Annotated in this window: 16 protein-coding genes, 3 tRNA genes, 3 rRNA genes, 3 pseudogenes and 1 other annotated feature; of the genes and pseudogenes, 18 read left to right on the top strand and 7 right to left on the bottom strand. The window is 59.5% G+C overall.

Annotation, left to right across the window (positions count from 1 at the left end; genetic code table 11):
* The 12 genes and pseudogenes from H2O14_RS21280 to H2O14_RS21325 form a co-directional block, all read left to right on the top strand.
* Positions 1 to 405 (top strand): 16S ribosomal RNA (locus tag H2O14_RS21280); the annotation flags it as partial.
* Positions 406 to 626: 221 nt separating this feature from the next.
* A tRNA-Ile gene (locus H2O14_RS21285) sits at positions 627 to 703 on the top strand.
* A gap of 66 nt (positions 704 to 769) precedes the next feature.
* Positions 770 to 845: transfer RNA gene (locus H2O14_RS21290), tRNA-Ala, on the top strand.
* Positions 846 to 1,278: 433 nt separating this feature from the next.
* Positions 1,279 to 4,075: ribosomal RNA gene (locus H2O14_RS21295) — 23S ribosomal RNA — on the top strand.
* Between the two features lie 234 nt (positions 4,076 to 4,309).
* Positions 4,310 to 4,424, top strand: a 5S ribosomal RNA gene (gene rrf, locus H2O14_RS21300).
* A 184-nt stretch (positions 4,425 to 4,608) separates the two neighbouring features.
* A tRNA-Met gene (locus H2O14_RS21305) sits at positions 4,609 to 4,685 on the top strand.
* 145 nt (positions 4,686 to 4,830) lie between these two features.
* Positions 4,831 to 6,114 (top strand): annotated as a pseudogene (locus tag H2O14_RS21310) (IS3 family transposase).
* Positions 5,168 to 5,284, top strand: a sequence feature (AL1L pseudoknot). (Overlaps the previous pseudogene by 117 nt.)
* Before the next feature lie 146 nt (positions 6,115 to 6,260).
* Positions 6,261 to 6,509: a hypothetical protein gene (locus H2O14_RS21315; protein ID WP_182829478.1), complete on the top strand. Its 249-nt coding sequence runs from the start codon at positions 6,261 to 6,263 to the stop codon at positions 6,507 to 6,509.
* Entirely contained in the window at positions 6,509 to 7,120 is a 612-nt protein-coding gene (locus tag H2O14_RS21320) for a bifunctional 2-polyprenyl-6-hydroxyphenol methylase/3-demethylubiquinol 3-O-methyltransferase UbiG (RefSeq protein ID WP_182829479.1), read from the top strand. Before H2O14_RS21315 ends, H2O14_RS21320 begins: the two co-directional genes overlap by 1 nt.
* 295 nt (positions 7,121 to 7,415) lie before the next feature.
* A pseudogene (locus tag H2O14_RS27905) lies at positions 7,416 to 7,644 on the top strand (helix-turn-helix domain-containing protein).
* Positions 7,641 to 7,817, top strand: a pseudogene (locus H2O14_RS29035) (HipA N-terminal domain-containing protein); the annotation flags it as partial. The pseudogenes H2O14_RS27905 and H2O14_RS29035, both read left to right, overlap by 4 nt.
* Positions 7,818 to 7,900: 83 nt before the next feature.
* Positions 7,901 to 8,896, top strand: coding sequence for a HipA domain-containing protein (locus H2O14_RS21325; protein WP_312858687.1), 996 nt, complete (start codon positions 7,901 to 7,903; stop codon positions 8,894 to 8,896).
* 11 nt (positions 8,897 to 8,907) lie between these two features.
* Here H2O14_RS21325 and H2O14_RS21330 read toward each other — a convergent pair whose 3' ends face one another.
* From H2O14_RS21330 to H2O14_RS21360, 7 genes are all read right to left on the bottom strand, one after another.
* A complete protein-coding gene (locus H2O14_RS21330; RefSeq protein WP_246697702.1) occupies positions 8,908 to 10,998 on the bottom strand; it encodes a hypothetical protein in 2,091 nt (696 codons plus the stop codon).
* A gap of 468 nt (positions 10,999 to 11,466) precedes the next feature.
* The gene (locus H2O14_RS21335; RefSeq protein WP_182829480.1) at positions 11,467 to 12,348 is read right to left on the bottom strand and encodes a polysaccharide deacetylase family protein; all 882 of its coding nucleotides are present in this window, start codon (positions 12,346 to 12,348) and stop codon (positions 11,467 to 11,469) included.
* 24 nt (positions 12,349 to 12,372) lie between these two features.
* Positions 12,373 to 13,896 (bottom strand): amidohydrolase family protein, encoded by a 1,524-nt coding sequence (locus H2O14_RS21340; protein WP_182829481.1) that lies wholly within the window; start codon positions 13,894 to 13,896, stop codon positions 12,373 to 12,375.
* A 26-nt stretch (positions 13,897 to 13,922) separates the two neighbouring features.
* Positions 13,923 to 14,639: an aspartate/glutamate racemase family protein gene (locus H2O14_RS21345; protein WP_182829482.1), complete on the bottom strand. Its 717-nt coding sequence runs from the start codon at positions 14,637 to 14,639 to the stop codon at positions 13,923 to 13,925.
* Entirely contained in the window at positions 14,636 to 15,550 is a 915-nt protein-coding gene (locus H2O14_RS21350; RefSeq protein ID WP_182829483.1) for a carbohydrate kinase family protein, read from the bottom strand. The genes H2O14_RS21345 and H2O14_RS21350 overlap by 4 nt, the downstream gene beginning before the upstream one ends.
* A gap of 5 nt (positions 15,551 to 15,555) precedes the next feature.
* Positions 15,556 to 16,665, bottom strand: coding sequence for an SIS domain-containing protein (locus tag H2O14_RS21355; RefSeq protein WP_182829484.1), 1,110 nt, complete (start codon positions 16,663 to 16,665; stop codon positions 15,556 to 15,558).
* A 99-nt stretch (positions 16,666 to 16,764) separates the two neighbouring features.
* Positions 16,765 to 17,892, bottom strand: coding sequence for an SIS domain-containing protein (locus H2O14_RS21360; RefSeq protein WP_182829485.1), 1,128 nt, complete (start codon positions 17,890 to 17,892; stop codon positions 16,765 to 16,767).
* A 132-nt stretch (positions 17,893 to 18,024) separates the two neighbouring features.
* Here H2O14_RS21360 and H2O14_RS21365 point away from each other — a divergent pair, with 132 nt between their 5' ends.
* The 6 genes from H2O14_RS21365 (at position 18,025) to H2O14_RS21390 (ending at position 24,306) form a co-directional block, all read left to right on the top strand.
* Complete coding sequence (locus tag H2O14_RS21365) at positions 18,025 to 18,798, top strand: DeoR/GlpR family DNA-binding transcription regulator (RefSeq protein WP_182829486.1); 774 nt, start codon at positions 18,025 to 18,027, stop codon at positions 18,796 to 18,798.
* A gap of 151 nt (positions 18,799 to 18,949) precedes the next feature.
* Positions 18,950 to 20,464 carry an ABC transporter substrate-binding protein gene (locus H2O14_RS21370; protein WP_182829487.1) on the top strand — a complete coding sequence of 505 codons (1,515 nt, stop codon included), beginning with the start codon at positions 18,950 to 18,952 and terminating at the stop codon, positions 20,462 to 20,464.
* 6 nt (positions 20,465 to 20,470) lie between these two features.
* Positions 20,471 to 21,463 carry an ABC transporter permease gene (locus H2O14_RS21375; RefSeq protein ID WP_182829488.1) on the top strand — a complete coding sequence of 331 codons (993 nt, stop codon included), beginning with the start codon at positions 20,471 to 20,473 and terminating at the stop codon, positions 21,461 to 21,463.
* Positions 21,460 to 22,251, top strand: a complete 792-nt coding sequence (locus H2O14_RS21380; protein ID WP_182829489.1) for an ABC transporter permease — start codon at positions 21,460 to 21,462, stop codon at positions 22,249 to 22,251. Before H2O14_RS21375 ends, H2O14_RS21380 begins: the two co-directional genes overlap by 4 nt.
* A 55-nt stretch (positions 22,252 to 22,306) precedes the next feature.
* Positions 22,307 to 23,275, top strand: coding sequence for an ABC transporter ATP-binding protein (locus tag H2O14_RS21385; protein WP_182829490.1), 969 nt, complete (start codon positions 22,307 to 22,309; stop codon positions 23,273 to 23,275).
* Positions 23,272 to 24,306 (top strand): ABC transporter ATP-binding protein, encoded by a 1,035-nt coding sequence (locus H2O14_RS21390; protein WP_182829491.1) that lies wholly within the window; start codon positions 23,272 to 23,274, stop codon positions 24,304 to 24,306. The genes H2O14_RS21385 and H2O14_RS21390 overlap by 4 nt, the downstream gene beginning before the upstream one ends.
* Positions 24,307 to 24,343: the final 37 nt, after the last annotated feature.

Genomic DNA, 24,343 nt, shown 5'->3' on the forward strand with positions numbered 1-24,343 from the left:
TTGGGCACTCTAGAGGGACTGCCGGTGATAAGCCGAGAGGAAGGTGGGGATGACGTCAAGTCCTCATGGCCCTTACGGGCTGGGCTACACACGTGCTACAATGGCGGTGACAATGGGCAGCGAACCCGCGAGGGTGAGCTAATCTCCAAAAGCCGTCTCAGTTCGGATTGCACTCTGCAACTCGGGTGCATGAAGTTGGAATCGCTAGTAATCGTGGATCAGAACGCCACGGTGAATACGTTCCCGGGCCTTGTACACACCGCCCGTCACACCATGGGAGTTGGTTTTACCCGAAGGCGCTGCGCCAACCCGCAAGGGAAGCAGGCGACCACGGTAGGGTCAGCGACTGGGGTGAAGTCGTAACAAGGTAGCCGTAGGGGAACCTGCGGCTGGATCACCTCCTTTCTAAGGAAGCTGTGGAATTGGTAAGACGATCGTCTTCGGATGATATGAACCTTCCCGTGCTTTTAGAACAAAGATCGACCAGTCAGGTCGATCGCCAGAACGAAGCCGGGAGATTTAGGTCTCCATGGTTATGCGGACGCCGCCGTTCCACGTTTCTCTTTCTCAAGGATATCAGCCGAACCTGGGCTCTTACGGCTTTGAGCCGGGCTCTGGACCGGTTTGGGCCTGTAGCTCAGTTGGTTAGAGCACACGCTTGATAAGCGTGGGGTCGGAAGTTCAAGTCTTCCCAGGCCCACCATGATTGCGACGCGGCAATCGACGCCATCCTTCTGGTTGGCCGCGAGTGTCAGATGACTGCGATAATGGGGCTGTAGCTCAGCTGGGAGAGCACCTGCTTTGCAAGCAGGGGGTCAGCGGTTCGATCCCGCTCAGCTCCACCATTGCGGTGGACTAGTGGATGACGATATCCTTGGAAGACAAAAGTTTGCGGTTTGCTCGTTGAGCAAAGCGCCTGTTCTTAACCGAAATTGTGAAGAGAAGACATGCGGGGACTGGTTCTTGGAACCTTTGCCTGTCAAGTGTCGCCGGGATGTTTGGGCCTTTGGCCTGATTGTCCAGCGTCATGGTGGATGTTGCTGACCGCACATCCGTCCGCATGTCTCGAGAAGCTGGTCTCGTACGGATCTTTATCCGTACGTAAATCGAATGTTTGATGAGATCTTTGATTTGAGACGCCTGTCGAAGCGTAAGCTTCGCAAGGCCGAACGGCCGTCGCCAATCGTTTGGCGGCCCGTCCGGAGCGCCTTTGGCGCGTCAGGACAAAACAAAGATCTGGATTGCTTTGCAATCCAGGTGATCATCGACAATGAGAACGATCAAGTGAAATAAGGGCAATTGGTGGATGCCTAGGCATGCACAGGCGAAGAAGGACGTGATACGCTGCGATAAGCCGTGGGGAGCTGCGAATAGGCTTTGATCCATGGATCTCCGAATGGGGAACCCACCTCTGATGCTTGGTAATCTGGCCCGTCTTCGGACGGTCTTGGTTCCAAGCATTGAGAAGAGGTATCTGCACCTGAAAAGATAGGGTGTAAGAAGCGAACGCAGGGAACTGAAACATCTAAGTACCTGCAGGAAAGGACATCAACCGAGACTCCGTCAGTAGCGGCGAGCGAACGCGGACCAGGCCAGTGGCATCGAGGAATAAAGTCGAACAGGATGGAAAGCCTGGCAAGAATGGGTGATAGCCCCGTAGACGTAGAACACTCGATGTCCTTGAGTAGGGCGGGGCACGTGAAACCCTGTCTGAACATGGGGAGACCACTCTCCAAGCCTAAGTACTCGTGCATGACCGATAGCGAACCAGTACCGTGAGGGAAAGGTGAAAAGCACCCCGACGAGGGGAGTGAAATAGAACCTGAAACCGGTTGCCTACAAACAGTGGAAGGCCGCAAGGCTGACTGCGTACCTTTTGTATAATGGGTCAACGACTTAGTGTAACTAGCAAGCTTAAGCCGGTAGGTGTAGGCGCAGCGAAAGCGAGTCTGAACAGGGCGTTCAGTTAGTTGCATTAGACCCGAAACCAGGTGATCTAGCCATGAGCAGGTTGAAGGTTGGGTAACACCAACTGGAGGACCGAACCCGCATCTGTTGCAATAGATTGGGATGACTTGTGGCTAGGGGTGAAAGGCCAATCAAACCTGGAGATAGCTGGTTCTCCGCGAAATCTATTTAGGTAGAGCGTCGATCGAATACCCCGGGGGTAGAGCACTGGATGGGCTATGGGGACTCACCGTCTTACTGATCCTAACCAAACTCCGAATACCCGGGAGTACTAATCGGCAGACACACGGCGGGTGCTAACGTCCGTCGTGAAAAGGGCAACAACCCTAACCTCCAGCTAAGGTCCCCAAGTCATGGCTAAGTGGGAAAGGATGTGAGGATCCCAAAACAACCAGGATGTTGGCTTAGAAGCAGCCATCATTTAAAGAAAGCGTAACAGCTCACTGGTCTAGTCAAGGGTCTTTGCGCCGAAAATGTAACGGGGCTCAAGCCATGCACCGAAGCTGAGGCTTAGACATTCTTACGAATATCTGGGGTAGCGGAGCGTTCCGTAAGCCTGTGAAGGGAGACCCGTGAGGGCTCCTGGAGGTATCGGAAGTGCGAATGTTGACATGAGTAACGATAAAGGGAGTGAGAGACTCCCTCGCCGAAAGACCAAGGGTTCCTGCTTAAAGTTAATCTGAGCAGGGTTAGCCGGCCCCTAAGACGAGGCGGAAACGCGTAGTCGATGGGAACCACGTTAATAATCGTGGGCCTGGCGGTAGTGACGGATCGCGTAACTTGTACAGTCTTACTGGATTGATTGTGCAGGGAAGCGGTTCCAGGAAATAGCTCCGCCATTATAGACCGTACCCGAAACCGACACAGGTGGTCAGGTAGAGCATACCAAGGCGCTTGAGAGAACTGCGTTGAAGGAACTCGGCAAATTGCACGCGTAACTTCGGAAGAAGCGTGACCCCTTTATACGCAAGTATTGAGGGGTGGCACAGACCAGGGGTAGCGACTGTTTATCAAAAACACAGGGCTCTGCGAAGTCGCAAGACGACGTATAGGGTCTGACGCCTGCCCGGTGCTGGAAGGTTAAGAGGAGAGGTGCAAGCTTTGAATCGAAGCCCCAGTAAACGGCGGCCGTAACTATAACGGTCCTAAGGTAGCGAAATTCCTTGTCGGGTAAGTTCCGACCTGCACGAATGGCGTAACGACTTCCCCGCTGTCTCCAACGCAGACTCAGTGAAATTGAATTCCCCGTGAAGATGCGGGGTTCCTGCGGTCAGACGGAAAGACCCCGTGCACCTTTACTATAGCTTTACACTGGCATTCGCCAAGGCATGTGTAGGATAGGTGGTAGGCTTTGAAGCAGGGACGCCAGTCTTTGTGGAGCCATCCTTGAAATACCACCCTTATCTTCGTGGATGTCTAACCGCGATCCGTCATCCGGGTCCGGGACAGTGTATGGTGGGTAGTTTGACTGGGGCGGTCGCCTCCGAAAGAGTAACGGAGGCGCGCGATGGTGGGCTCAGACCGGTCGGAAATCGGTCGTCGAGTGCAATGGCATAAGCCCGCCTGACTGCGAGACTGACAAGTCGAGCAGAGACGAAAGTCGGTCATAGTGATCCGGTGGTCCCGCGTGGAAGGGCCATCGCTCAACGGATAAAAGGTACGCCGGGGATAACAGGCTGATGACCCCCAAGAGTCCATATCGACGGGGTTGTTTGGCACCTCGATGTCGACTCATCGCATCCTGGGGCTGGAGCAGGTCCCAAGGGTATGGCTGTTCGCCATTTAAAGCGGTACGTGAGTTGGGTTCAGAACGTCGTGAGACAGTTCGGTCCCTATCTGCCGTGGGTGTAGGAATATTGACAGGATCTGTCCCTAGTACGAGAGGACCGGGATGGACGTATCTCTGGTGGATCTGTTGTCGCGCCAGCGGCATAGCAGAGTAGCTATATACGGAAGGGATAACCGCTGAAGGCATCTAAGCGGGAAACCCACCTGAAAACGAGTGTTCCCTGAGAGCCGTGGAAGACGACCACGTCGATAGGACGGGTGTGGAAGCAAGGCAACTTGTGAAGCTTACCGTTACTAATAGCTCGATAGACTTGATCGTTCCCATTGCCTATGATCATCTTCATGAGCTCAGCTCATGAACATCTTTTGTCCTCACGCTGACGCAGTCTGACGACTGCTACGCTGCGGACGGCGCGCCTGAAAAGTCAGGCGGCAGGCCCAAAGCCTGCAAAACGCCCAAACATTCGATCGAACCAGCAAATACGGACATGCTACTCGCTGATCCCTATTCGCTATTCGCAAAGAACCAGCTTCTCTGTTTGCCTTTCGCCGACCTGGTGGTCATGGCGGGGCGGCCGCACCCGTTCCCATTCCGAACACGGCCGTGAAACGCCCCTGCGCCAATGGTACTTTGTCTCAAGACACGGGAGAGTAGGTCGCCGCCAGGTCTGCAAAATGCAAACATCTCATAACTCTTCACAACACGCAGGCGCTTGCGGTATTTTGGCATAGCCGAAAACCTATCGCGGTTCAGCCTTGCCGGATTAAGCGATATTTTGCCTACGGCAAAATCGGTCGGTATTTTGGCTTCGCCAAAAACAGCGACATTTTGCTAAAGCAAAAGTCGGGTAACGCGGGGTGGAGCAGCCCGGTAGCTCGTCAGGCTCATAACCTGAAGGCCGCAGGTTCAAATCCTGCCCCCGCAACCAAAATCAAAGCACGATCAACCAAGCCCTAAGGCAATCGCCGAGGGGCTGTCTGCGTTTCTATCGCCCTTGATTCCCCCGCTATGCGCTTCTCGGTGTGAACCGCCCCGGGTTTGCCGGAGGCTCCAACTCGTGAGAAAGTGGAGCCATGACAAGCAAGACGACGAACAAATTTTCGCCTGAAGTCCGCGCTCGAGCGGTGCGGCTTGTTTTCGATCATGAAGCCGAGCATCCGTCCCAGTGGGCAGCGGTCTCTTCGATAGCGGCCAAGATCGGCTGCTCGGCGCATACGCTCAATGCATGGGTCAAGAAGGCGGAAGTCAATACCGGCAAGAGAGCCGGGTTGCCGAGTGATGTGGCAGAGAGTGAGGCGCGGTCCCGAAGGGAGCAATCGATCCGGTGAATCGATTGCAGCAACGAACAAAGGCTCTGGAACGCGAGAACCGCGAGCTTCGTCAGGCCAACGAGATTTTGCGCAAAGCCAGCGCTTGTTTCGCCCAGGCGGAGCTCGACCGCCCACTGAAGCGATGATTGCCTTCATCGATGAATATCGAGCGGTGCTAGGGGTCGAGCCGATCTGCAGAATGCTGCCGATCGCCCCGTCCACCTACTATGACGTCGTTACTAAGCGCACGGACGTGGATCGCCAGTCGGCCCGCGCCCGTCGCGACATGGCCATGAAGATCGAGATACGCCGCGTGTTCAATGAGAACTTCCGGGTCTACGGTGTGCGGAAAGTCTGGCGGCAGTTGCAGCGGGAAGGCTTCGATATCGCTCGCTGCACCGTCGCAAGGCTCATGAAGGCCATGGGACTGCAGGGCATCATTCGTGGCAAGCCCATCAAAACCACGGTGTCGGACAAGCCCCTCCCATGCCCGCTCGACCGCGTCAATCGCCAGTTTCGCGCACCGAGACCGAACATGCTCTGGCTTTCCGATATCAGCTATGTCGCCACCTGGCAGGGCTTCGTTTACGTGGCCTTCGTGATCGATGCCTTCGCCCGCCGCATCGTTGGTTGGCGGGCAAGCCGGACCGCTCATGCGGGTTTCGTCCTCGATGCTCTGAACCAGGCGCTCCATGATCGGCGGCCCGCTCATCGCGGAGGCCTCGTTCACCACTCCGATAGAGGCATGCAATACGTGTCGATCAATTATTCCGAGCGGCTGGCGGAGGCAGGCATCGAGCCTTCCGTCGGAAGTGTCGGCGACTCCTATGACAATGCTCTGGCCGAAACGATCAACGGTATTTACAAGGCCCAGGTCATCCATCGGCGAGGGCCGCGGCGCAGCTTCGAAGCTGTGGAGTTCGCCACGCTCGAGTGGGTGGACTGGTTCAACAATAGGCGACTGCTGGAGCCCATCGGGAATATTCCCTAGCCGACGCCGAGGAGCGATATGATGCCATGCTGGATGAACCAGCCATGGCCGCATAACTTAAACCAAACAGCCTCCGGCAAACCCGGCACGGTTCAGTTCGCTCAACGGGTTTCTTTGGCAATCGCCCCTTATCATAATGACGCTCACCGGTGGCCTGTGGTTTGCAGTGGGAAGCTTCGACATCAGTGATCGAGCAAGATCGATGCTGCTTATCTTCGCTGGGACCTCCAACCTCCTGATGATCATCGCGCTCATTAGGCTGCGATACGTGATGCAGAAAGTGCTCGCTGACATCCGCAGCTATGATGGCAAAGGCAAGATCGGAGGAAATTTCATCATCGTCGGCACCTTCTGCACGCTGCTGCTGTTTGCAGCAGTTGGCTCGTTCGTGACGAGTTGCGGGCCGTCAGCGTATTTCACCAAGAACGCCTCTTCAAAGGCCACGCCCTGATGGATGCGGAATGGTCCTCCGATCCTGTCACGTACTACGACCGTCTGGCTGCTGACTTGCGGCCGCGTTACGACGCCGTCTCCTTCGATGCCGTCCACTCGAACCTTCTTAAGCACCTCCCTCAGGAGGGCCGAGCCCTCGATATAGGCGCTGGCAGCGGCCGGGATGCGCGAGAGCTTTCAGCGCGCGGCCTGCAGGTCACCGCGGTCGAACCGTCGGCTGCCTTTCGTCCTTGCGGGGAGGCGAGCAGCCTTGCAGGAATAACCTGGTTAGACGATCGGCTGCCAAAGCTTGCCCGGCTGACCAACGTGGCGCCATTCGACTTTATTCTTTGCTCGGCAGTGTTGATGCTGCTCGATAACCGCGATTTTTGGAGTAGCTTTCAAAGGATGGCGCGTCTTCTCGCCGAGACTGGTCTTCTTGCCGTTGACGTCCGAAACCCAATGCCCAATGAGCCAGTCGAGATCTTTCACGCGCATTCTGACGCACAGGTCTTGGAGGCTGCAGCCGCCGCCGGACTAGAGTGCATTGATTCCGCTGAAAGAATCGATGCCTTGGATCGACCTGAGTACCGATGGCGTAGCTATGTCTTCGCCCATGCAAAGCATTGAATCTGTTTAGTTTCCGGCAGCGATCGACCTTACGGGGCTGGCCACCGGTTCGAATCCCTTCAAGGCGGAAGTTCCCGGCCTTTGAGGCAAGACGCGGAAATTGTTTCTTCTTCATTCTTCTTCAGGCGCTCTGAACGCGAGCTTTTCCGAATCTTCAAGATATTTCGTTCCAGTTTCGTCCCGATCGGGATGGACGGGTGGCCTTTATAGTAACAAGACTGAAATTGGTCCCGATCGGGACGTTTATTTGATTGTTCGTTTCTAGTGTGCTATTTCCGTCCCGAAAGGGATGATAATGAGTGCTGTTGCAGATGCTGAAACCTTTGGTGCGCTGGTTCGCGCCGAGAGAAAAGCCCAGAAACTGACCCAGGAACAACTTCGCGGGCCTTGCTGGCGTGGGCGTGCGATTTTTGCGTGAGTTGGAGGCCGGCAAGGAGAGCTGTCAGCTTGGTCGCGCCTTGCAGGTCGCCCACACGCTTGGCCTCGTCGTCTCCGTCAATACTCGGCGCGAGCTCCGACTGTGACCAGATATCTCGATGTCTATTTCAAAAACACCAAAGCTGGCGTCCTCGGGCAGGATACCGACGGTACTCTTGCCTTCGTATATGACACGAATTACCTTCAGTCTGGTGGCCGTGCGATCTCCTTCTCGATGCCATTGAGGGAAGAACAATATTCCGATCAGGTCGTCCGCCCGTTCTTTTCCGGTCTTCTTCCCGACCAGGGCGCCAGGCAGCGCCTGGCGGGGGCGCTGGATTATCGCCTGGCAATGCCTTCGGGTTGCTCGAGGTTATCGGCGGCGAGTGTGCCGGCGCTTTGTCTTTGTATCGCAGCGGGGAAGCGACGGCTGCGACTGATGAAGACGGTGTCGAGGTACTCACGAGCGAAAGGCTGGCCGAGTTGATCGGCAAATTGCGCGGTCGTCCTCTTCTTGGCGGCGAGGACGGCGTCCGGCTCTCCCTTGCCGGAGCCCAGGACAAGCTCGCTGTCGTTGTTCAAGGCGACGCCATCGGATTGGCCAAGGGCGGGCGGCCGACAACCCATATTCTCAAGCCAGTGATCGAAGGATTGGAAGGAACCGTCGAGAACGAGCTCTTCTGCTTGCGACTTGCTGGCCGTTTGAACCTGCCTGTCCCCGCCGTTGACATGCGGCGGAGTGGAGAGACGGCATTTCTGCTCATCGAGCGCTACGACCGTGCACGGACACATGACGGGCGCATTGACCGATTGCATCAGGAGGATTTCTGCCAGGCTCTGAGCATACCGCCGGAACTCAAATATGAGGAGGAGGGAGGCCCGGGCGCTGAGCGCTCCCTCGACCTCATCAATCGCGTCTGCGGTCGACCCGCCGCCGACCGCCTGCGCTTCATTCGAATGCTGCTCCTGCACTACCTTATAGGGAATGCCGATGCCCATGGCAAAAACTATGCTCTGCTTTATCAGACGACCACGCCGGACCTCGCCCCGCTGTATGACGTGGTCTGCACAGCCGCATATCCAAGGTTATCCAAGAAACTTGCGATGAACATTGGAGGTCGAGGGGTTCCGGACACGATCCAGCTGAAACACTGGTTGAGCCTCGTTCCCGGCACCAAAGCAGCGCAGCGCCTGCTTATCAACGACATCGCTAGCCTGGCCGGCAACATCGAAAGAGAAGCCGATGGCCTGCTGCTGGAGCTATTGGAAGCGGGCATCCAGCATCCAATCCTCAAGACGGTGCGCGCGGTGATCGCCACTCGCGCCGCGCACCTGCTGAGGATTATCGATAAGTTCTGAGCCTTAGGCGCCTACGCCGCCTCCCACACCCGGTTCAGGATCTTGGCTGCCAAGGCAGCTTTGTCTTGTGGCAGGAAGCGCCCATAATGTTGGGCGACCATATCTGGCGTGTCCTGGATTGCGTAGCTCGCCTGTTCATACGATCCAGTTTGCTTCAGAATATGCGTCGCGAGCACATCGCGAACATTATGCGGTCCGTGCGGCAACAAGCCCTTGATCACGCCGCGGCCGGTGTAGGGGTTGAAGATGCCATAGCGTTGGATGGTCAGTTTCCAGGCTTCATAGAAGGTCGTCTGATTGTAGGCGGCGTCTTTGCTGGTCGTCTTCACAGTCTTGATAAATAGGGTGCCCGGGTCTTGGGATCGTCCTAGCAGCAGCCGGCGATGCCGACTGATGTAGGCATCGATATAGTGATAGAGATCCTGTAAATCGGGCAAAATGAGCCTGAAGGGTTTTGAGCCGAAGAATGACGAGTTCGCATTCTTGAATGCGACTGCTGGGATCAGTACTTCCCAGCCGCGATCGCGTTCGCTCCATCGAAGCTCGCCGCGCTTCATGTCCTCCAGTCGGCGTTCTGACGTTGGAAACTGTCCGCGCGGGCACACCATAAGCTGCCGCAGATTTTTCTGGCGTAGGCCGAGGTGTAACCCCAGCCGGAGAAGGAGGAACGATCTAACGGCCTCGGCCGCGGCGCGCGGGTAGCGGCTTTCATCGGGCATGCGCTTGACGATTTCCTCGGTGATTTTTCTGTATTCTCCAAGTGGGCTTTCGGCCTCGAGTACGCACATGATCGGCTCGAACGGATCGCGATGGACGCGGGCTACGCGCTGAATTTCCTTCTGCCGTTGCGTTGCATGCTTGAAAGCGGTTTCGCACGCTCCGCACCAGTCACTCTGGGCGGCGCGGATTTCGGCGGCGGAAATCAATCCAGAAATTGGTTTCAGATTTACGGCGAGCTGGCGATGTTGCCACATCCAGCCCGTTTCCGGTCGGACCATGCCCAAGAGGATCTGAAGCATGTCCTCCTCCCACTTGGTGTAGAAGCCGCGCCGCCGCTCACGCCACTGCAGATACCAATCCCAAACACCTGGGAAGACGAGCAGGCCGAATGTGAGTTGAGCGAGCGGCACACCATAACCCTTGACAGCACTCTGCGGCGACGCTGCCAGCGATCCGAACATTAGTCCGAGATGCTCGATCTTCTGTGAAGTCGTTTCCTCGCCCCATACCCCGCTTCGCTGGAGTCCAACGGCTGTAAGAGTGGCGGTCTTGAAATGCACCAGGTTAGCCATCTCCAATGACAACCTCGGCGGCGCGTCTATCACACCGCCGAGCAGGTCTGGATCTTCGATAGAGGCATGATCGGACTCGATGCCATCGCCGCCAGCAGTAAGTCTAGGGGACAGTGTGCTGCCGTAAGAAATGGCGGGAAATCGGATTGCATAGCGCTGTTTGGATGCGGTGGCCTGGAAACGCCGATAATCCGTAGAGCCAGAAATGATGACGCGGCGCACCCATTCCAGGATTTCCTCGCGTTTGGCGAAGGGGAGGGTATTGAAGTCGTCGGGAAGGTGCCAGGCCAGGCGGCGTCGTTCCGCGGCGCTGACCTCGCTTGCGAGTTCGAAGCCGGATGTCGAGCGTGATTGATGTGGCAGCTTTGCCTTGAAATACCCTGAGCGAAGACGATAGCGCTGTTCGAAGGATGACAGGACCTCCAGGCTATCGACAGTTCGAGGCGATTTCGTTCCCTTCCTCCAACTTGCCAGTGTGGAGCGTTCAAAGCGTGGATGCCGGTCGGCGACCGCCCGATGGAGCCGATAGTCAGAATCTCCATGTCTGCGCATATGGTACATCAGGGCAGAAGCGAATTCGATCGGATCTTCCGATGCCTCGAACAATGGCTCAGGAAACTCCTTGATCGGCTTGGGTGGGACGCCTGTCTTGCCTCTCGGATGACCAACGGCGCCATCTTCCGGTAATCTTGCCCTCTGCTCGACCTTCGTAGGTGAATGGTCATTTCCCGGCCCTGACTGTTCTTTGTCGATCCAGCGTACGATCGCCTCTAGCCCGGATTGAAGGGTTTGTCTCAGGGCGTTGCTCATGACGGTTTCAAGGCCGCATGCTGCCTGAATTGATACCCAATCTGTCCGACCTGATCGCGTTAGCGGATATACGTGATATATAATAAGGCTGAGGAGGTATGGTCGGATGTTGTTCAATTCGCTCGGTCAAACGAGCGGCGCGACGCGAACATCGCAGAAGGAAGAAATTTTTCGCTGAAATTGAATAGATGAAGCAGACGGGTTTCTCATGGCGTTCCTGGTTTGCACTCTCAACCGGAACAGTTTCCGGCGTGGCCTGCTAAGGCGATAGATTAAATGAAACCTGAATCGCCTCGAGTTCGGGCGCCACAGCTGGGACGAACGCATCAGGAGGCGCATTGAGAATTGCCGCTGGCGCTTATGGTTCGATACCGTCCAAGGGGCACCGGACATCAATCCTAACGAGAATGCAGACGCAACTTCCGTGTTCTGCCATTGGCAGACGATCCTAGCCGTCTGCGAAGATCCTCAGACAGTCCGTTGTGGGTCGGCTTTCACAAAAGCCTCGATTTCACCCGGCTGCGCTAGCCAAACCTGGTCTCGTTTTGCGATGATATGGTCAAGCGCCGCCGTCAGGGCCGCCAGTCTGAAGGGTTGGCCGGAGATGAAGCTATGGACGACGATGCTCATGACCAGGGGCTGGGTGCGGGCGGCGAGCAGCATTTCGTCGAATTCGTCGACGATCATCTGCGCAAAATCACGCGCGGTCGTCTGCCGTCCGATCAGTGTTGTGCTGTCATTGAGCTCAAGCGCATAGGGAAGCGCGAGAAGCGGCTTGCTCTTGCCTTTGAGATAGATTGGCTGATCGTCCATCCGCAGATCGAGAAGATAGCTGAAACCGGCTTCGGGAAGGAGATCGATCGTGTTGTCGGTATGCGCAAGCCATGGGCTCGACCAGCCGCGCGCCGGGTAACCCTGCTTCTCGGTGATCTTCGATTGCACCGCCTTAATATAAGCGAGCTCTTCTTCGGGGCCCATGCCGGCCAGCGTGTCGGAATTGGTGAGGCCATGGCCGACCATCTCGATGCCGGCCTCATGCGCGGCATCCATGAGCGCAGGCGCGTGATCATAGACTTCGGTGTTGAGCAGCATGGCGGGCCGGATGCCGCGCGAGGCGAAGCGGTCGATCAGACGAAAGCCGCCGACACGGTTGCCGTAATCGCGCCACGACGTGTTGACCAGATCGGGCTTGCTGGCCCCAGGCATAATGTCTTCGGTCATGCCCTGACCGAAGCGATACTCCTCGACGCCGAGGGCGACATAAAGCGCCAGACCATTGCCATCCGGCCAACGAAAATCCGGACGCTGGGTGATCGGCTTGAAGTCGTAACGGCCATGGGTGGGAAGCATTGTGATCTCCTTTGTCTTAAGCGATCAGGCGCCGCTATAGCCAAGCCAGCGGTTGAAGCCGACGTCGCGCGCGGCGGCCTTGGCGACCATGGCCTCGTAATAGGGCAGCCAACGGGCGGCTTCGCTGCGCGCGCCCTCCAAGGCCGCCTTTCGGCCGGAGAAGATCTCACGCGCCTCTGCGCGTAGCGCGCGCTCATCGACGGTTGTCAGCCGGGCGCCGTCATAGACAATGCGGCCGGCGACCATGGTTGCGCGCACGCCGGCGCCGTTTTCGCAGAACACCAGCTGCCGCCGGATGTCGTTGAGCGGGGTGAACGCCGCCGTATCGAGATCGATCAAAGCGAGGTCGGCGAGCCGGCCGACTTCTATTGCGCCGAGACTGTCCCCGCGTCGCATGGCCTTTGCGCCGCCACGGAACAGGCAATCGAGGATCTCGGAGGCGTCGGGCCACCGCTTGTAGTCCGGATCGCCGATCGTATGGATCAGGGCGGCCTGTTTCGCGACGCCCCACATGTTGACGGCGTCATCTGCGATCGCCTCGTCGGTGCCGAGGCATATGTTGATCTTGCGCTCGCGCAGCGTCCTGAAAGGCATCACGCCGCTGCCGAGGCGTAGATTGCTGATCGGATTGTGAGCCACTGAGGCGCCGGAAGCGGCAATCAGGTCGTAATCGGCGTCGTCCATCCAGATCGCATGAATGATGTTCATGCGGTCTGAGAGCAGGCCGAGATCGTGGGTGTAGCGCACCAGCGAACGGCCGGCGAAGCGTGGCTGTTCATGGGCCAGAACGCGTTGCAGTTTGGTCTCCAGCATATGCACGTAGAAAGGCAGGTCATGCGCGCGGCTGAGGTCATCGAGCGCGCCCATATATTCGGGGGATATCCGTTGCGGCGCCGAGCAGGAGACGGCGGCGGAAAGCCGTCCGCCTTCTGCGCCATGCCACGCGTCGATCAGATGGCGGTAGCTTTCCAATAGCCGCTCGCTCCCGAATGCCGGCGGGTGGGCAAGTTCTTGACGCATCGCATCCGGCAGAAGCTCGGCCAGGAACGGCAGCTTTTCGAGTTCGGCGAGTTCCGGTTGGTCAAGCGCGACCGTGGCGCGGATGCCGACATCGCGATAGGCCTGCATCACGGCGTCGATCACCTCGGGCGTCGGATGCGGCACGAAAAAGGCATCGTCCTGCACCGAGGTGGCGCCGGTCTTCAACATTTCCATCGCCGCCAGCATGGTGCGCACATAGGCCTCGCGCGGGCTCGGTCTCAGCGCCTCGAGGTCGGGCGATTCATAGAGCATGAAGATTTCAAGCGGCAGGTTGGGCAGCATGCCCTTCATATGGTTGACCGGCGAATGGAAATGCGCGTTGATCAGGCCCGGAATGAGCAGATCGCCATTGCCCTCGATCACTTCGGCGTCCGCCGGCGTTGCCGCGGCAAGATCGGCGCCGATCGCGGCGATCGTGTCGCCCATGACCAGCACCGAGGTCGGCGCGGTGACGCCTTCGGCAAGACCGCCATCATAGACCCGGACATTGCGAAACAGCACAGACATTTGGTGATACCCTTTCTGGGCGAAGGCTAGAAAAGCTTCGGCAGGGTGAAGCCAGCCGGCGGATAGTCATAGGTGGAGCGCTTGGAGGTCCTGAGGCCCGCGGCGACGAGAGCTTCGGCGAATTTCAAACCCACCATCACGCCATCGATGACCGGGACGGCAAGCGCTTGGCTCAGGGGTTCGACAAGATCCGAAAGTCCCGCGCAGCCCAGGATGATTGCTTCGGCATGATCCTGATCAATCGCAAGCCGGGCTTCTCTCTCGATGATCGGCGCGCTAGCGGCAACTTCGTCTTCAAGATCCAGCACTGGAACATCGACGGCGCGCACCGTGCAGCGATGCGACAGGCCCGTGTCGGCCAGCACCCGCAACGAATGGGCGCGGGTGCGCGGCGGCAGCGTGACGATGGAGAACCGGTGGGCGATCAGGGATGCAGCCTGCAGCGACGCCTCCGTCATGCCAATCACGGGGCCGAGGGCGATTTCGCGCGCCTGATGCAGTCCGGTATCGCCGAAACAGGCGATGACATAGGCGTCTATGCCGCCTTTCTCGCCCTCAGCCACCGCATGCATCACGCCCAGCGCCCCAAGCGCCTCTTCCGCATGGCTTTCGATCGAGGCTGCTCCGACGCCCGGTTGCACAGCGACCACGTCGGTGCCGGGGGCTGCGATGACCCGGGCGCTGTGCAGCAGGCGGGTGGTGAAGGCGGCAGTGGTGTTGGGATTGACGATGCAGATCTTCATGGATTGCCCTGCCACGTCCGAAGCCGCTGCATGGCTTCTTGAGGCTCGGCGCGGAACATCGGATCGGCGCCATAATCGGATACGGCGAATGCGGCCGCAACTGCTCCGGCGCACGCCGCCTGCTCGAGATCGCAACGATCTTGCAACAACGCCGCCAGAAAGCCGCCACAAAAACTGTCGCCGGCGCCGGTGGTGTCGACAACCGATCCCGGGAAAGGCGGCGTACGGAACATGCGATCCGTCGCGCGCTCATGCACCAAAACGCCTTCGGCTCCCAGCTTGAGCACGACGATCGACGGGCCGAGGCCCGCAAATTCACGGGCGGCAGCCTGCCAATCGGTGTGCCCCAGCAATTGTTGCGCCTCGTCCGCGCTCGGCATGAAGATATCGCAGTCGCCGATCATCCGTCGCAGCCGCTCCTCATTGCCGCAGATGTAATCCTCCTGCATATCGAGCGCGATGAGGCGGTTTGGCCGGTCCTTGAGACCGGCGACGAGGTCGATCTGCGCGTCGAGCGTCATGGCGAGGATCAGGACGATCTCCGCGTCGAGATAGGACGCAGGGATATCGGCGATGGTCGGCGACAGCGTGTGAAACGCGTCGTCGCCATTGTAGAGCGTCCAGACGCGTCCGCCATCGGCGTCATAGGCGACGCGGTTGTGCAACGACGGGATATTCCGCGACGAAAGGCCGGTTTCGGAAAGACCGGCCGCCCGGATCTGGGCGCTGGTGGATGCCGGCCAGTCGCAGCCGACGGGCGCGACCATCTCCGTGCGCGGCTCAAACAGCCGCGCTGCAAGGCAAGCATAGAGCGCATCGCCGCCGGTGCATCCGGGGCGCTCGGTCCCGTCGGGCAGCACGACATCGTCAATCGTCAGATTGCCGAGGCAGACGAGGCGCGGGTTCGTCATGGAGGTCATCCGCGCGCCAGTTCCGCGCGGCGGAATTTTTCCATCGCGACATGGTGGGCGAAGAGCTGCACGGGCACGCTATAGACAAGCGCCGAAAGGCATTCCGGCACAGCCGGCAGCCTGAGAACCGCATCGGAATATTGGTCGAGCATGCTCTGGTTCTCGGTCACGATGGTGTAGATCTTTCCTTTCCAGCGTTTGCCTTCGAAGGCCGTGTCCCGCGCGCGAAAAATCGAGGGGCCATCGGGCGCGATCAGGAACAGCGGATCGCCTTCCTTCTGGGAATTGTAGTGATGGAACTCTTCAAGCGGAATGGCCAGGCCCTGATCCGGCGAACATTCCTTGACCTTGGCGGCGCCGAACATGGCCGACGCGAAAGCTGGGCCGCCGGCCGCATAGAGATAGAAGCTGCGATCGGCCTCAAGGCGCGCGATGTCAATGAGCGCCGCTTCGTGTTGTTCTACAACGTCGGCCACCTGTCCGGGCGCCGCGTCAAGCGCCGCTTGAAGGATATCGATGCGGGCGTCGCCCGGGTTGGCCGCGCGCGCCCAGTCGATCGCAAATTGCGCGAGCAGCACTATGGCCGCCGTGCTGGCCTGGGTTGGCCACCCCTTGCGCTCGGCGCGGATCATCAGGCCGCGATCCGATTCCGTCATCAAGGCGGAGCCTGGCGTGTTGCTGAGCGCCAGCGTCTTGGCGCCCTTGGCCCGCGCAATCAGCATGGCCTCGACGGTGCGCGTGGTCATGCCTGAGGAACTGAGCGTGATCACCAGCGTGTCCGGACCTGTGGTGCGGCTGGCGTAATAGGCGTAATCGAGCGCCTGGATCGGCTCGACCGGAATGCCCAGCAGCATTTCGAAAATGTCTCGCACGCCGAACATCACGGCAAGGGAATCGCCGCAGCCGGTCATGATGATGCGTTTGACGCCCTGGCTTGCGAAATACTGTGCGGTCTCAATGGTCTCGGCACGTGCTTCGCGGATCGTGTTACGGATGGCGTCGGCCTGGCCGAGGATCTCGACCCGGGTCAGTTCGACGCGGCGCTTGCGCTTTTCGTCGAGCGGATCGTCGGTCGGCAGCGCGTCCATCAGGCGCGCTTCCTTCTCGAACAGCATTTCGACGAGCGCGCGCGCTTTGGCGTCGAGCGGCGAGTCGGGGTGGAGGAGGGGGTGACGTATGACTGGCTCATGGCCTCTGTGCTTCTGCTTTGGATTTCAGACGAGTTCGCAGCGCCGGCTGAGAAGCTGGGCGGCGAGGAAACGGCCGGGATCGGCCTTGTCCTGGCTGACATTGGGATCGAAACCACTTTCGACGGCGAGCGCGTAGGACAGCATCTGCAGCGGCGCGGGCGTCAGCAATGGCGAGAGCCAGGCCGGCGTCGCCGGCAAGCTGATCCTGTAGGTGGCGCCCTCCACCGCATGACCCGACGTCTCGATCGCGAGAGTTCGCATGCCGGCATGGGCCAGCGCCCCGGCTGTGTTGGAAGCGAGGCGGGCAACTTCGGGCGTAGAGGCGATCAGAATGACGAGTTCATCCTTGCGGCTCGACCAGAACAGGCTGTGGGCAAATTCTTCGATTTCGCTGGCCCAGACCGGCGCCTGAACCACCTTGACCAGCTTGGCTGCGCCGTACTCAGCCGTTGCCCAATCCGCGCCGGCGCCGAGCACGCGCACGCCGCCGAGACCTTGGCCCAGCACGTCGGCGCAGATACCAGGCAGCAGGCGCTGGCAGATGTCGAGGCTCGCGGGAATGGTCTCACGGAGCAACGTCGTCATCTCCGGGCCTTTGCAACTGACCTGCGGCCGACGATCTGACGCACGCGCTGCGCCTTCGATCAGCATCATCAAGCCGAGGATCGTGCCGCTATAGCGCGTGGTGCCTGTGAGAAAGGGCGCGATGTCGTCGATCTTCAGCGAGGCTATGGCGTTGGCGGCCGCGCCCATCGCCGCGCCGTCTTCATTCGTCAGCGCCACATAGCGGCCGCCGACGGACTTGATGCGCTGGGCTGCGGCAATCGTGCGATCCACCGTTCCGGACATGGAAATGGCGATGGCGCGGTCGGCCGATACGGGTTTGCGGTTTTCCGATAGCAGATAATCGAGGCTGGTTACGCCCTCCATCGGCATGTCGAAGACGGACGCGGATATGGCGGCCACCGCGCGGGCTGCGAACCAGCCGTCGCCGCATCCGAAGGCGGCCAGATGTCCGCCTGCATCTGGCGTTAGATGTTCCGCCCCGATAGCGGCAAAACTGTCGTAGCGGTCGAGAAGCCGGGCAAGAACCTCGCCCTGCCGTAGGATGTCGACCAGCATATGAGGCTGGTCTTTGGATGTCGTTGGCATTGTCGCACTCCTGAATGCCCCTGAGGCTGCCGGTTGTCTGTTTTTTCCGCAAGGAAAAATTTCGAAAATTTGCGATAGCGTTGTGTGAGAAAATTTGGCATTAATTTTGGGCAGGTGGTCTTGGGGGCAGTCGTGACAGCATTGAACGCCATGCAGCGTCATCAGCGGATTCTGGAGGCGCTTGAGGCCGATGGCAAAGTGTCCGTGATGGGCCTGTCCGACAGGCTCAGAGTGTCCGTAGTCACCATCCGCAACGATCTCGAGCAGTTGGAGCGCCAGCAGGTGTTGCGGCGTATTCGCGGCGGCGCGCTGGCGGTGAGGGCGGCGCGGTTCGAACGGCCGCTGCATCTGGCGAGCCAGGCGTTCACCGAGGAAAAGCAACGCATCGCCAAGCTCGCCGCCACTCTGGTGCGCGACGGCGAGACAATCATGATCGACGCTGGCAGCACGGCGCTCGCTTTCGCGCGTGCGCTTTCCAAGTCCTTGAATGATGTGGCTGTTGTGACCAATTCGTTGGATGTGGCGCTGGTTCTGGCCGAGCATCCGGGCATTCGCGTCGTGGTGACGGGCGGCACGCTGCGCGGCGCGCAGCGTTCTCTGACGGCCCCGTTTTCGACGCTTGTGATCGGGCAGTTGAACGCCGATACCGCCTATATCTCCTGCACCGGGATTGATCTCGACAAGGGGTTCACAACCGGCAGCTGGGAGGAGGCGGAGGTGGAGAAGGCGATGATCGCGGCGGCCAGTCGATGCGTCATCCTGGCCGACCACAGCAAATTCGGCCATGTCGGCAGCGCCAGGGTCGCCGATCTCGCCACGGTCGATCTCCTGGTCACCGACAATGATGTCGCGCCGGAGATGGTTGTCTCCTTTGAGGCCAGGGGTCTGCAGGTGCTGACTGCGTAACGGGCACATACAGTCGCCTCGTGATGCATTTTTGCGCAGGATTTGGCGTGGGATTAAATGAATGATCCGGACTTTCGAAAAAATTCCATTGCCAAATTAGCGAAAAGGCGCAAGCTTTTGCCGTCATCAATAAAAAAATGGGAACAGCACGATGAATTCAGGGCCTATTCTCACCAGGCGACAGCTCGGCAAAGGCGCTGCGGCGCTTGCTGCGCTGATGAGCTTGCCGCGGGGCGCTTTCGCGCAGACCTCGCCTGTCGTGATCGCATCGGAAGACGATGTCTCGACGCTCGATCCGCATCTCATCCGCAACAATCACCCGATCGGCAGCGTCATCTGGTCGGTCTTCGACAGTCTCGTGCGCCGCAATGCCGACGGCACGCATGAGCCGCGCTTGGCCTTGAGCTGGGAACAGGCCGAGCCCACCCGCTGGCGCTTCAAGCTGCGCGACGGCGTGACCTTCACCAACGGCGAAAAGTTCGACGCCTCCGCCGTGAAGTTCAATTTCGAGCGCATGAACATCGCGCCGTTCAACGGCGAAAGCCAGCTGTGGCCACAGACAGGTCTGACCGAGATCAAGATCGTTGATCCCTTGACGGTCGACCTCGTCACCAGCGCGCCGACCATCAACATGCTCTATTGGCTGGAAGAGGCCTTCATCGGCGCGCCCGCCTATCTGAAGGACACGCCGGCCGATGTCGTGGGCGCCAAGCCGATTGGTTCCGGCCCTTACGTCGTGACCGAATGGAAACAGGGCGACCGCGTGGTGCTCAAGGCCAATTCCGGCCACTGGAACGGCGAACCGGCGATCAAGGACGTGATCTTCCGCGACGTTCCCGAACTGTCCTCGCGCATCAACGAGCTCAAGGCCGGCAGCGTCGATATCGCCGTGGGACTGACGCCGGACACGGCGGAGGATGCGAATTCCGACAAGTCGAAGGCGGTGTCGGTGGCGGGCCTGCGCAAAATGCATATGGGCATTTCACTCAACGGCATGGAGCCGCTGAAGGACAAGCGCGTCCGACAGGCGCTGAACTATGCGGTGGACGTCAAGACCATGGTGGAAACGCTGCTCGGCGGCCAGACGAAGCCGATCGTCTCCATCGTCAATCCACCCAACAACAATCCGGACCTGAAGCCGTTTGATTACAATCCGGAAAAGGCCAAAGCGCTCTTGGCGGAGGCCGGCTTCACCGACTTCGAGATCCCAATCGCCTATGGTCGTTATCCCGCAGCGAAAGAAGCTGCTGAAACGGTGGCCGCCTTTCTCGAGGCCATTGGCCTCAAGCCGAAGATAGAAGCCTATGAGCCGGGCAAGTTCTCCGACATGATCCGCTCGAAGGCCTTCAAGGGCATCTATTATTATGGCTGGGCGTCCCTGATCAATCCGTCGGTCGAGCTTGTCATCCTGACCTCGGATGCCGTGGACAATTCCAGCGCCTACAACAATCCGGAGTTCGACGCGCTGGTCAAAAAGGCGTCGGTGACGCTTGACGACGCGGAACGCCAGAAGCTGCTGACTGCAGCCGAAACCATGGTGTGGGACGATTGCCCGTGGATTTATCTCTGGTACCTGCCGGCGATCTATGGGGTGAGCAACCGCCTCGACTTCCCGGTCCGCCCGGACGACTATGTCGAGATGTCCCGCGCCAAGCTTAAGGCGTGATCGTATATGCTGATCGGATGGGGCCGCGAAAACAGCCCCATCCTGACAATGCGGCAACCTGCGGCGCTGCTGGAGACAAGTGCATTGAACTATCTGACCAAACGGCTCCTGAGGGCGCTCTTCGTCCTCATTGGCGTCAGCTTTGCGACATTCATGGTGGCCCAATCGACGGGCGACCCGGTCGCCCTGCTGATCAAGCCCAACGCCACAGAGGAGGCGCGCCGCGCGCTCACCGAATATCTTGGCCTCGACAAGCCCATTCTTGCTCAATATGGCCTGTTCCTGTGGCGGGCGTTGCAGGGCGATCTCGGTCAATCCTTCCTCTACAATCAGAGCGTCGTGAGCCTTGTGGCCGATCGCCTGTCCAACACATTCCTGCTGGCGCTCGCCTCCTTCACGATCGCCCTCGTCCTTTCCGTGACGCTTGGGGTGCTGGCGGCGCTTTACCGCAACACCTGGATCGATGCGGTGATCACCATGTTCACGATGATCGGTCTTGCTGTGCCCGCCTTCTGGCTGGGGCTGATGTTGATCCTGATTTTTGCCGTCACCTGGCAATTTTTCCCGGTATCGGGGTCGGACGGCGCCAGTTCGCTGGTCTTGCCGGCGCTGACGTTGTCGATGCAATCAACGGCAAGGCTCTGTCGCCTCGTGCGGTCGGGCATGATCGAGGTGCTGAATGCAGATTTCATCCGCACCGCGCGCGCCAAAGGTCTCTATGAAACGCGGATTGTCTGGGTGCATGCGTTGCGCAACGCCTTGCTGCCGGTCGTGACCATGGCGGGCCTGGAGCTTGGCGATCTCATTTCCTCCGCTGTCGTCATCGAAGCCATTTTCGCCTGGCCGGGCATCGGCCGGCTCGCCATCGGCGCCGTCTCGTCGCGTGATTTCCCGCTTCTGCAGGGCACTGTGCTGGTCTCGGCCTTTTGCTTTGTCGCCATCAATCTGTTCGTCGACTGGCTCTATCACCGGATCGATCCGCGGGTGAGAAACACATGAGCGCTTCCTTCACACGCTTCCTGTCGCGCAACGCTGTCGGGATCATCGGCGGCGCCATCATTCTCTCCGCGGTGGCGATCGCGGTGTTCGCGCCGCTGATCGCGCCGGTCTCTGCTAGCCAAATCGACCTTCGCGCACGGCTGGCGCCGCCCGTCTTCGTCGAGGGCGGTTCGATTAAGCACCTGCTGGGGGCCGACAATCTGGGCCGCGATATTCTTTCGCGCCTGATTTATGGAAGCCGCATCTCGCTGGCCGTGGGCACGGCGGCAGCCCTGCTGGGTGCGGTCATCGGCAGCCTGATGGGCATCCTCGCCGGCTATTTCGGCGGTAAGGTCGATGGCGTGATTTCCTGGTTTGTCGATGTGCAACTCGCCTTTCCCTTCACGCTGTTGGCGATCTTCCTCCTGGGGACATTGGGCGGCGGATTTTACGCAGTCGTGATCGTGCTGGCGCTGGCGACCTGGGTGAACTACGCCCGCGTGGTGCGCGCCCAGGTGCTGACCGTGAAGGTGCAGGACTATGTGCTCGCCGCCCGCGCCGTCGGCGTCGGCACGCCGCGAACGCTATGGCGCTATATCTTCGCCAATTCAACCGCGCCGATCATTGTTGTCGCCAGTTTCTCGACGGCGCAAGCGATCCTGACACAGGCCGCGTTGAGCTTTCTCGGCGTTGGCATCGACCCAACGATTCCGTCTTGGGGGCGATGCTCAATGACGGCCGCGACTATCTACAGAAAGCCTGGTGGATTGCGACATTCCCTGGCCTCGCCATCGCGTTCACCGTGCTAGGCGTCAACCTGTTCGGCGATTGGCTGCGAGATCGCCTTGATCCGAGGAGCGTCCGATGAGCCAGGCACTTCTTGATGTGAAAAACCTCAATGTCCGGTTTGGACCGGTCCATGCTGTCCGCGATGTATCCTTTCAAGTGGCTGCGGGAGAGACCTTGGGTGTGGTGGGCGAATCCGGCTCGGGCAAGAGCACGACCATGCTTGCCATGCTCGGCCTGCATCCAAAGCGCCAGGCGGACGTGACCGCGTCCCAGCTCGATTTCGATGGCGAAGATCTGTTGTCGAAGCCGGATGTCGCCATGCGCGATCTTCGAGGGAGGCGGGTCGGGCTGATCTTTCAGGATCCGCTCGCCGCGCTCAACCCTCTCATGACCGTTGGAAAACAGATCGCAGAAGTTCTCATACGTCATCGCGGCTTTGACAAGAAGGCAGCACTGGCAGAGGCGGTGAATCTTCTCGAACGCACCGGCGTGCCGGATCCGAACAGGCGCGCGGGACAGTTTCCGCATCAGTTTTCGGGCGGCATGCGCCAGCGCGTCATGATCGCCATCGCCCTAGCTGGCCGGCCAGATTTGCTGATTGCGGACGAACCAACCACAGCGCTCGATGTGACCGTGCAGGCAGAGATCGTTCGTCTGATCCGCGACATCCAGCAGGCCAGCGGCATGGGCCTGGTCTGGATCACGCATGATCTGGCGCTGATGGCGCGCGTCGCGGACCGGGTGATGGTGATGTATGCGGGCGCCGTGGTTGAGGAAGCGCCCGTTGATCGCCTGTATGCTGCGCCCCGCCATCCCTACACGGCGGGCCTTTTGGGCAGTATTGCGCGGTTGGACCAGCCACGCGGCAAGCGGGCTCGCGCCATTGCCGGCGCCCCGCCGTCGATGAACCAGCCTTTTGTGGGTTGCGCCTTTGCGCCGCGCTGTCCGCTCCGCTTCGACAAATGCAGCGTCGCGCCGCCGCTGATGGCGCTAGGCGAGGGTGCGCGTGCGGCCTGCTGGAGAGTTTCGGGAAAGCAGTCATGACCGATTCTATAAACGAGGCGCCTCCCGTCTCCGAGGCGATCGCGCTCAAGGTTCAGTACCAGACGCGCCGACGAAATTGGCGAAGTCAACTCAGCATCAGCACCGTGCGCGCTGTTGATGGTGTGGATCTGCGGGTCGAACAGGGAGAGGCGCTCGCGCTGGTGGGAGAATCCGGCTGTGGCAAGTCCACCTTGGGACGCGCGCTGCTGCGTCTTGAACAGGTGAGCGAAGGCGCAGTCCGCTTTTCTGGGAGAGATCTGACCGGGCTCGATCAGTCGCTGCTGCGGCCGCTGAGGCGTAACATGCAGATGGTGTTCCAGGACCCGTTCTCTTCGCTCAATCCGCGTATGAAGATTGGCGAAACGCTCGCTGAACCCCTGCTCGTCCATAGCCTTGCAACAAGAGCGGAGGCGCGCGCGCGTGTGGCGGAGATGCTTGAAATTGTCGGCCTTGACCCTGCGGTCGCCAACCGTCATCCGCACGCCTTTTCGGGCGGGCAGCGACAACGCATCGCCATCGCCCGCGCCGTCATCGCCCGGCCGAGCTTCGTTGTGGCCGACGAACCAATTTCTGCGCTCGACATCTCCGTGCAGGCGCAGATCCTCGACCTCTTCGAAGATCTCAAGGAGCGTTTTGCGCTGACCTATTTGTTCATCAGCCATGACTTGGCCGTGGTACGCCATATCGCCGACAGGGTGGCGGTCATGTATCTCGGTCGGATCGTCGAGGAAGGATCACCGGAAACCGTCTTTGGCAATCCCTTGCACCCCTATACGCAGGCGCTTCTGGCTGCGGTGCCATCGCCAGATCCTGTGCGGGAGCGAAATCGGCCTGAGCCGGTTTTACGCGGAGAGCCGCCTTCGCCGGCCAGCAGGATTGTCGGCTGCCGGTTCCGTGGCCGATGCGCCCACGCGATGCCGATCTGCGCCACCTCCGATCCCGCGTTGGCGCGTGTCGGAGACAACAAACATTCAGCGGCATGCTTCCTTCATCATCACGAAGCCCGTCAACAGCAAGCAGCGCTTCCATGATTGCGGGAGTTGGATGGAACCGCAGGACTCAAGCTTA

Source organism: Rhizobium sp. G21 (assembly GCF_014158035.1).
In the GTDB taxonomy this organism is placed as follows: Bacteria; Pseudomonadota; Alphaproteobacteria; order Rhizobiales; family Rhizobiaceae; genus Rhizobium_E.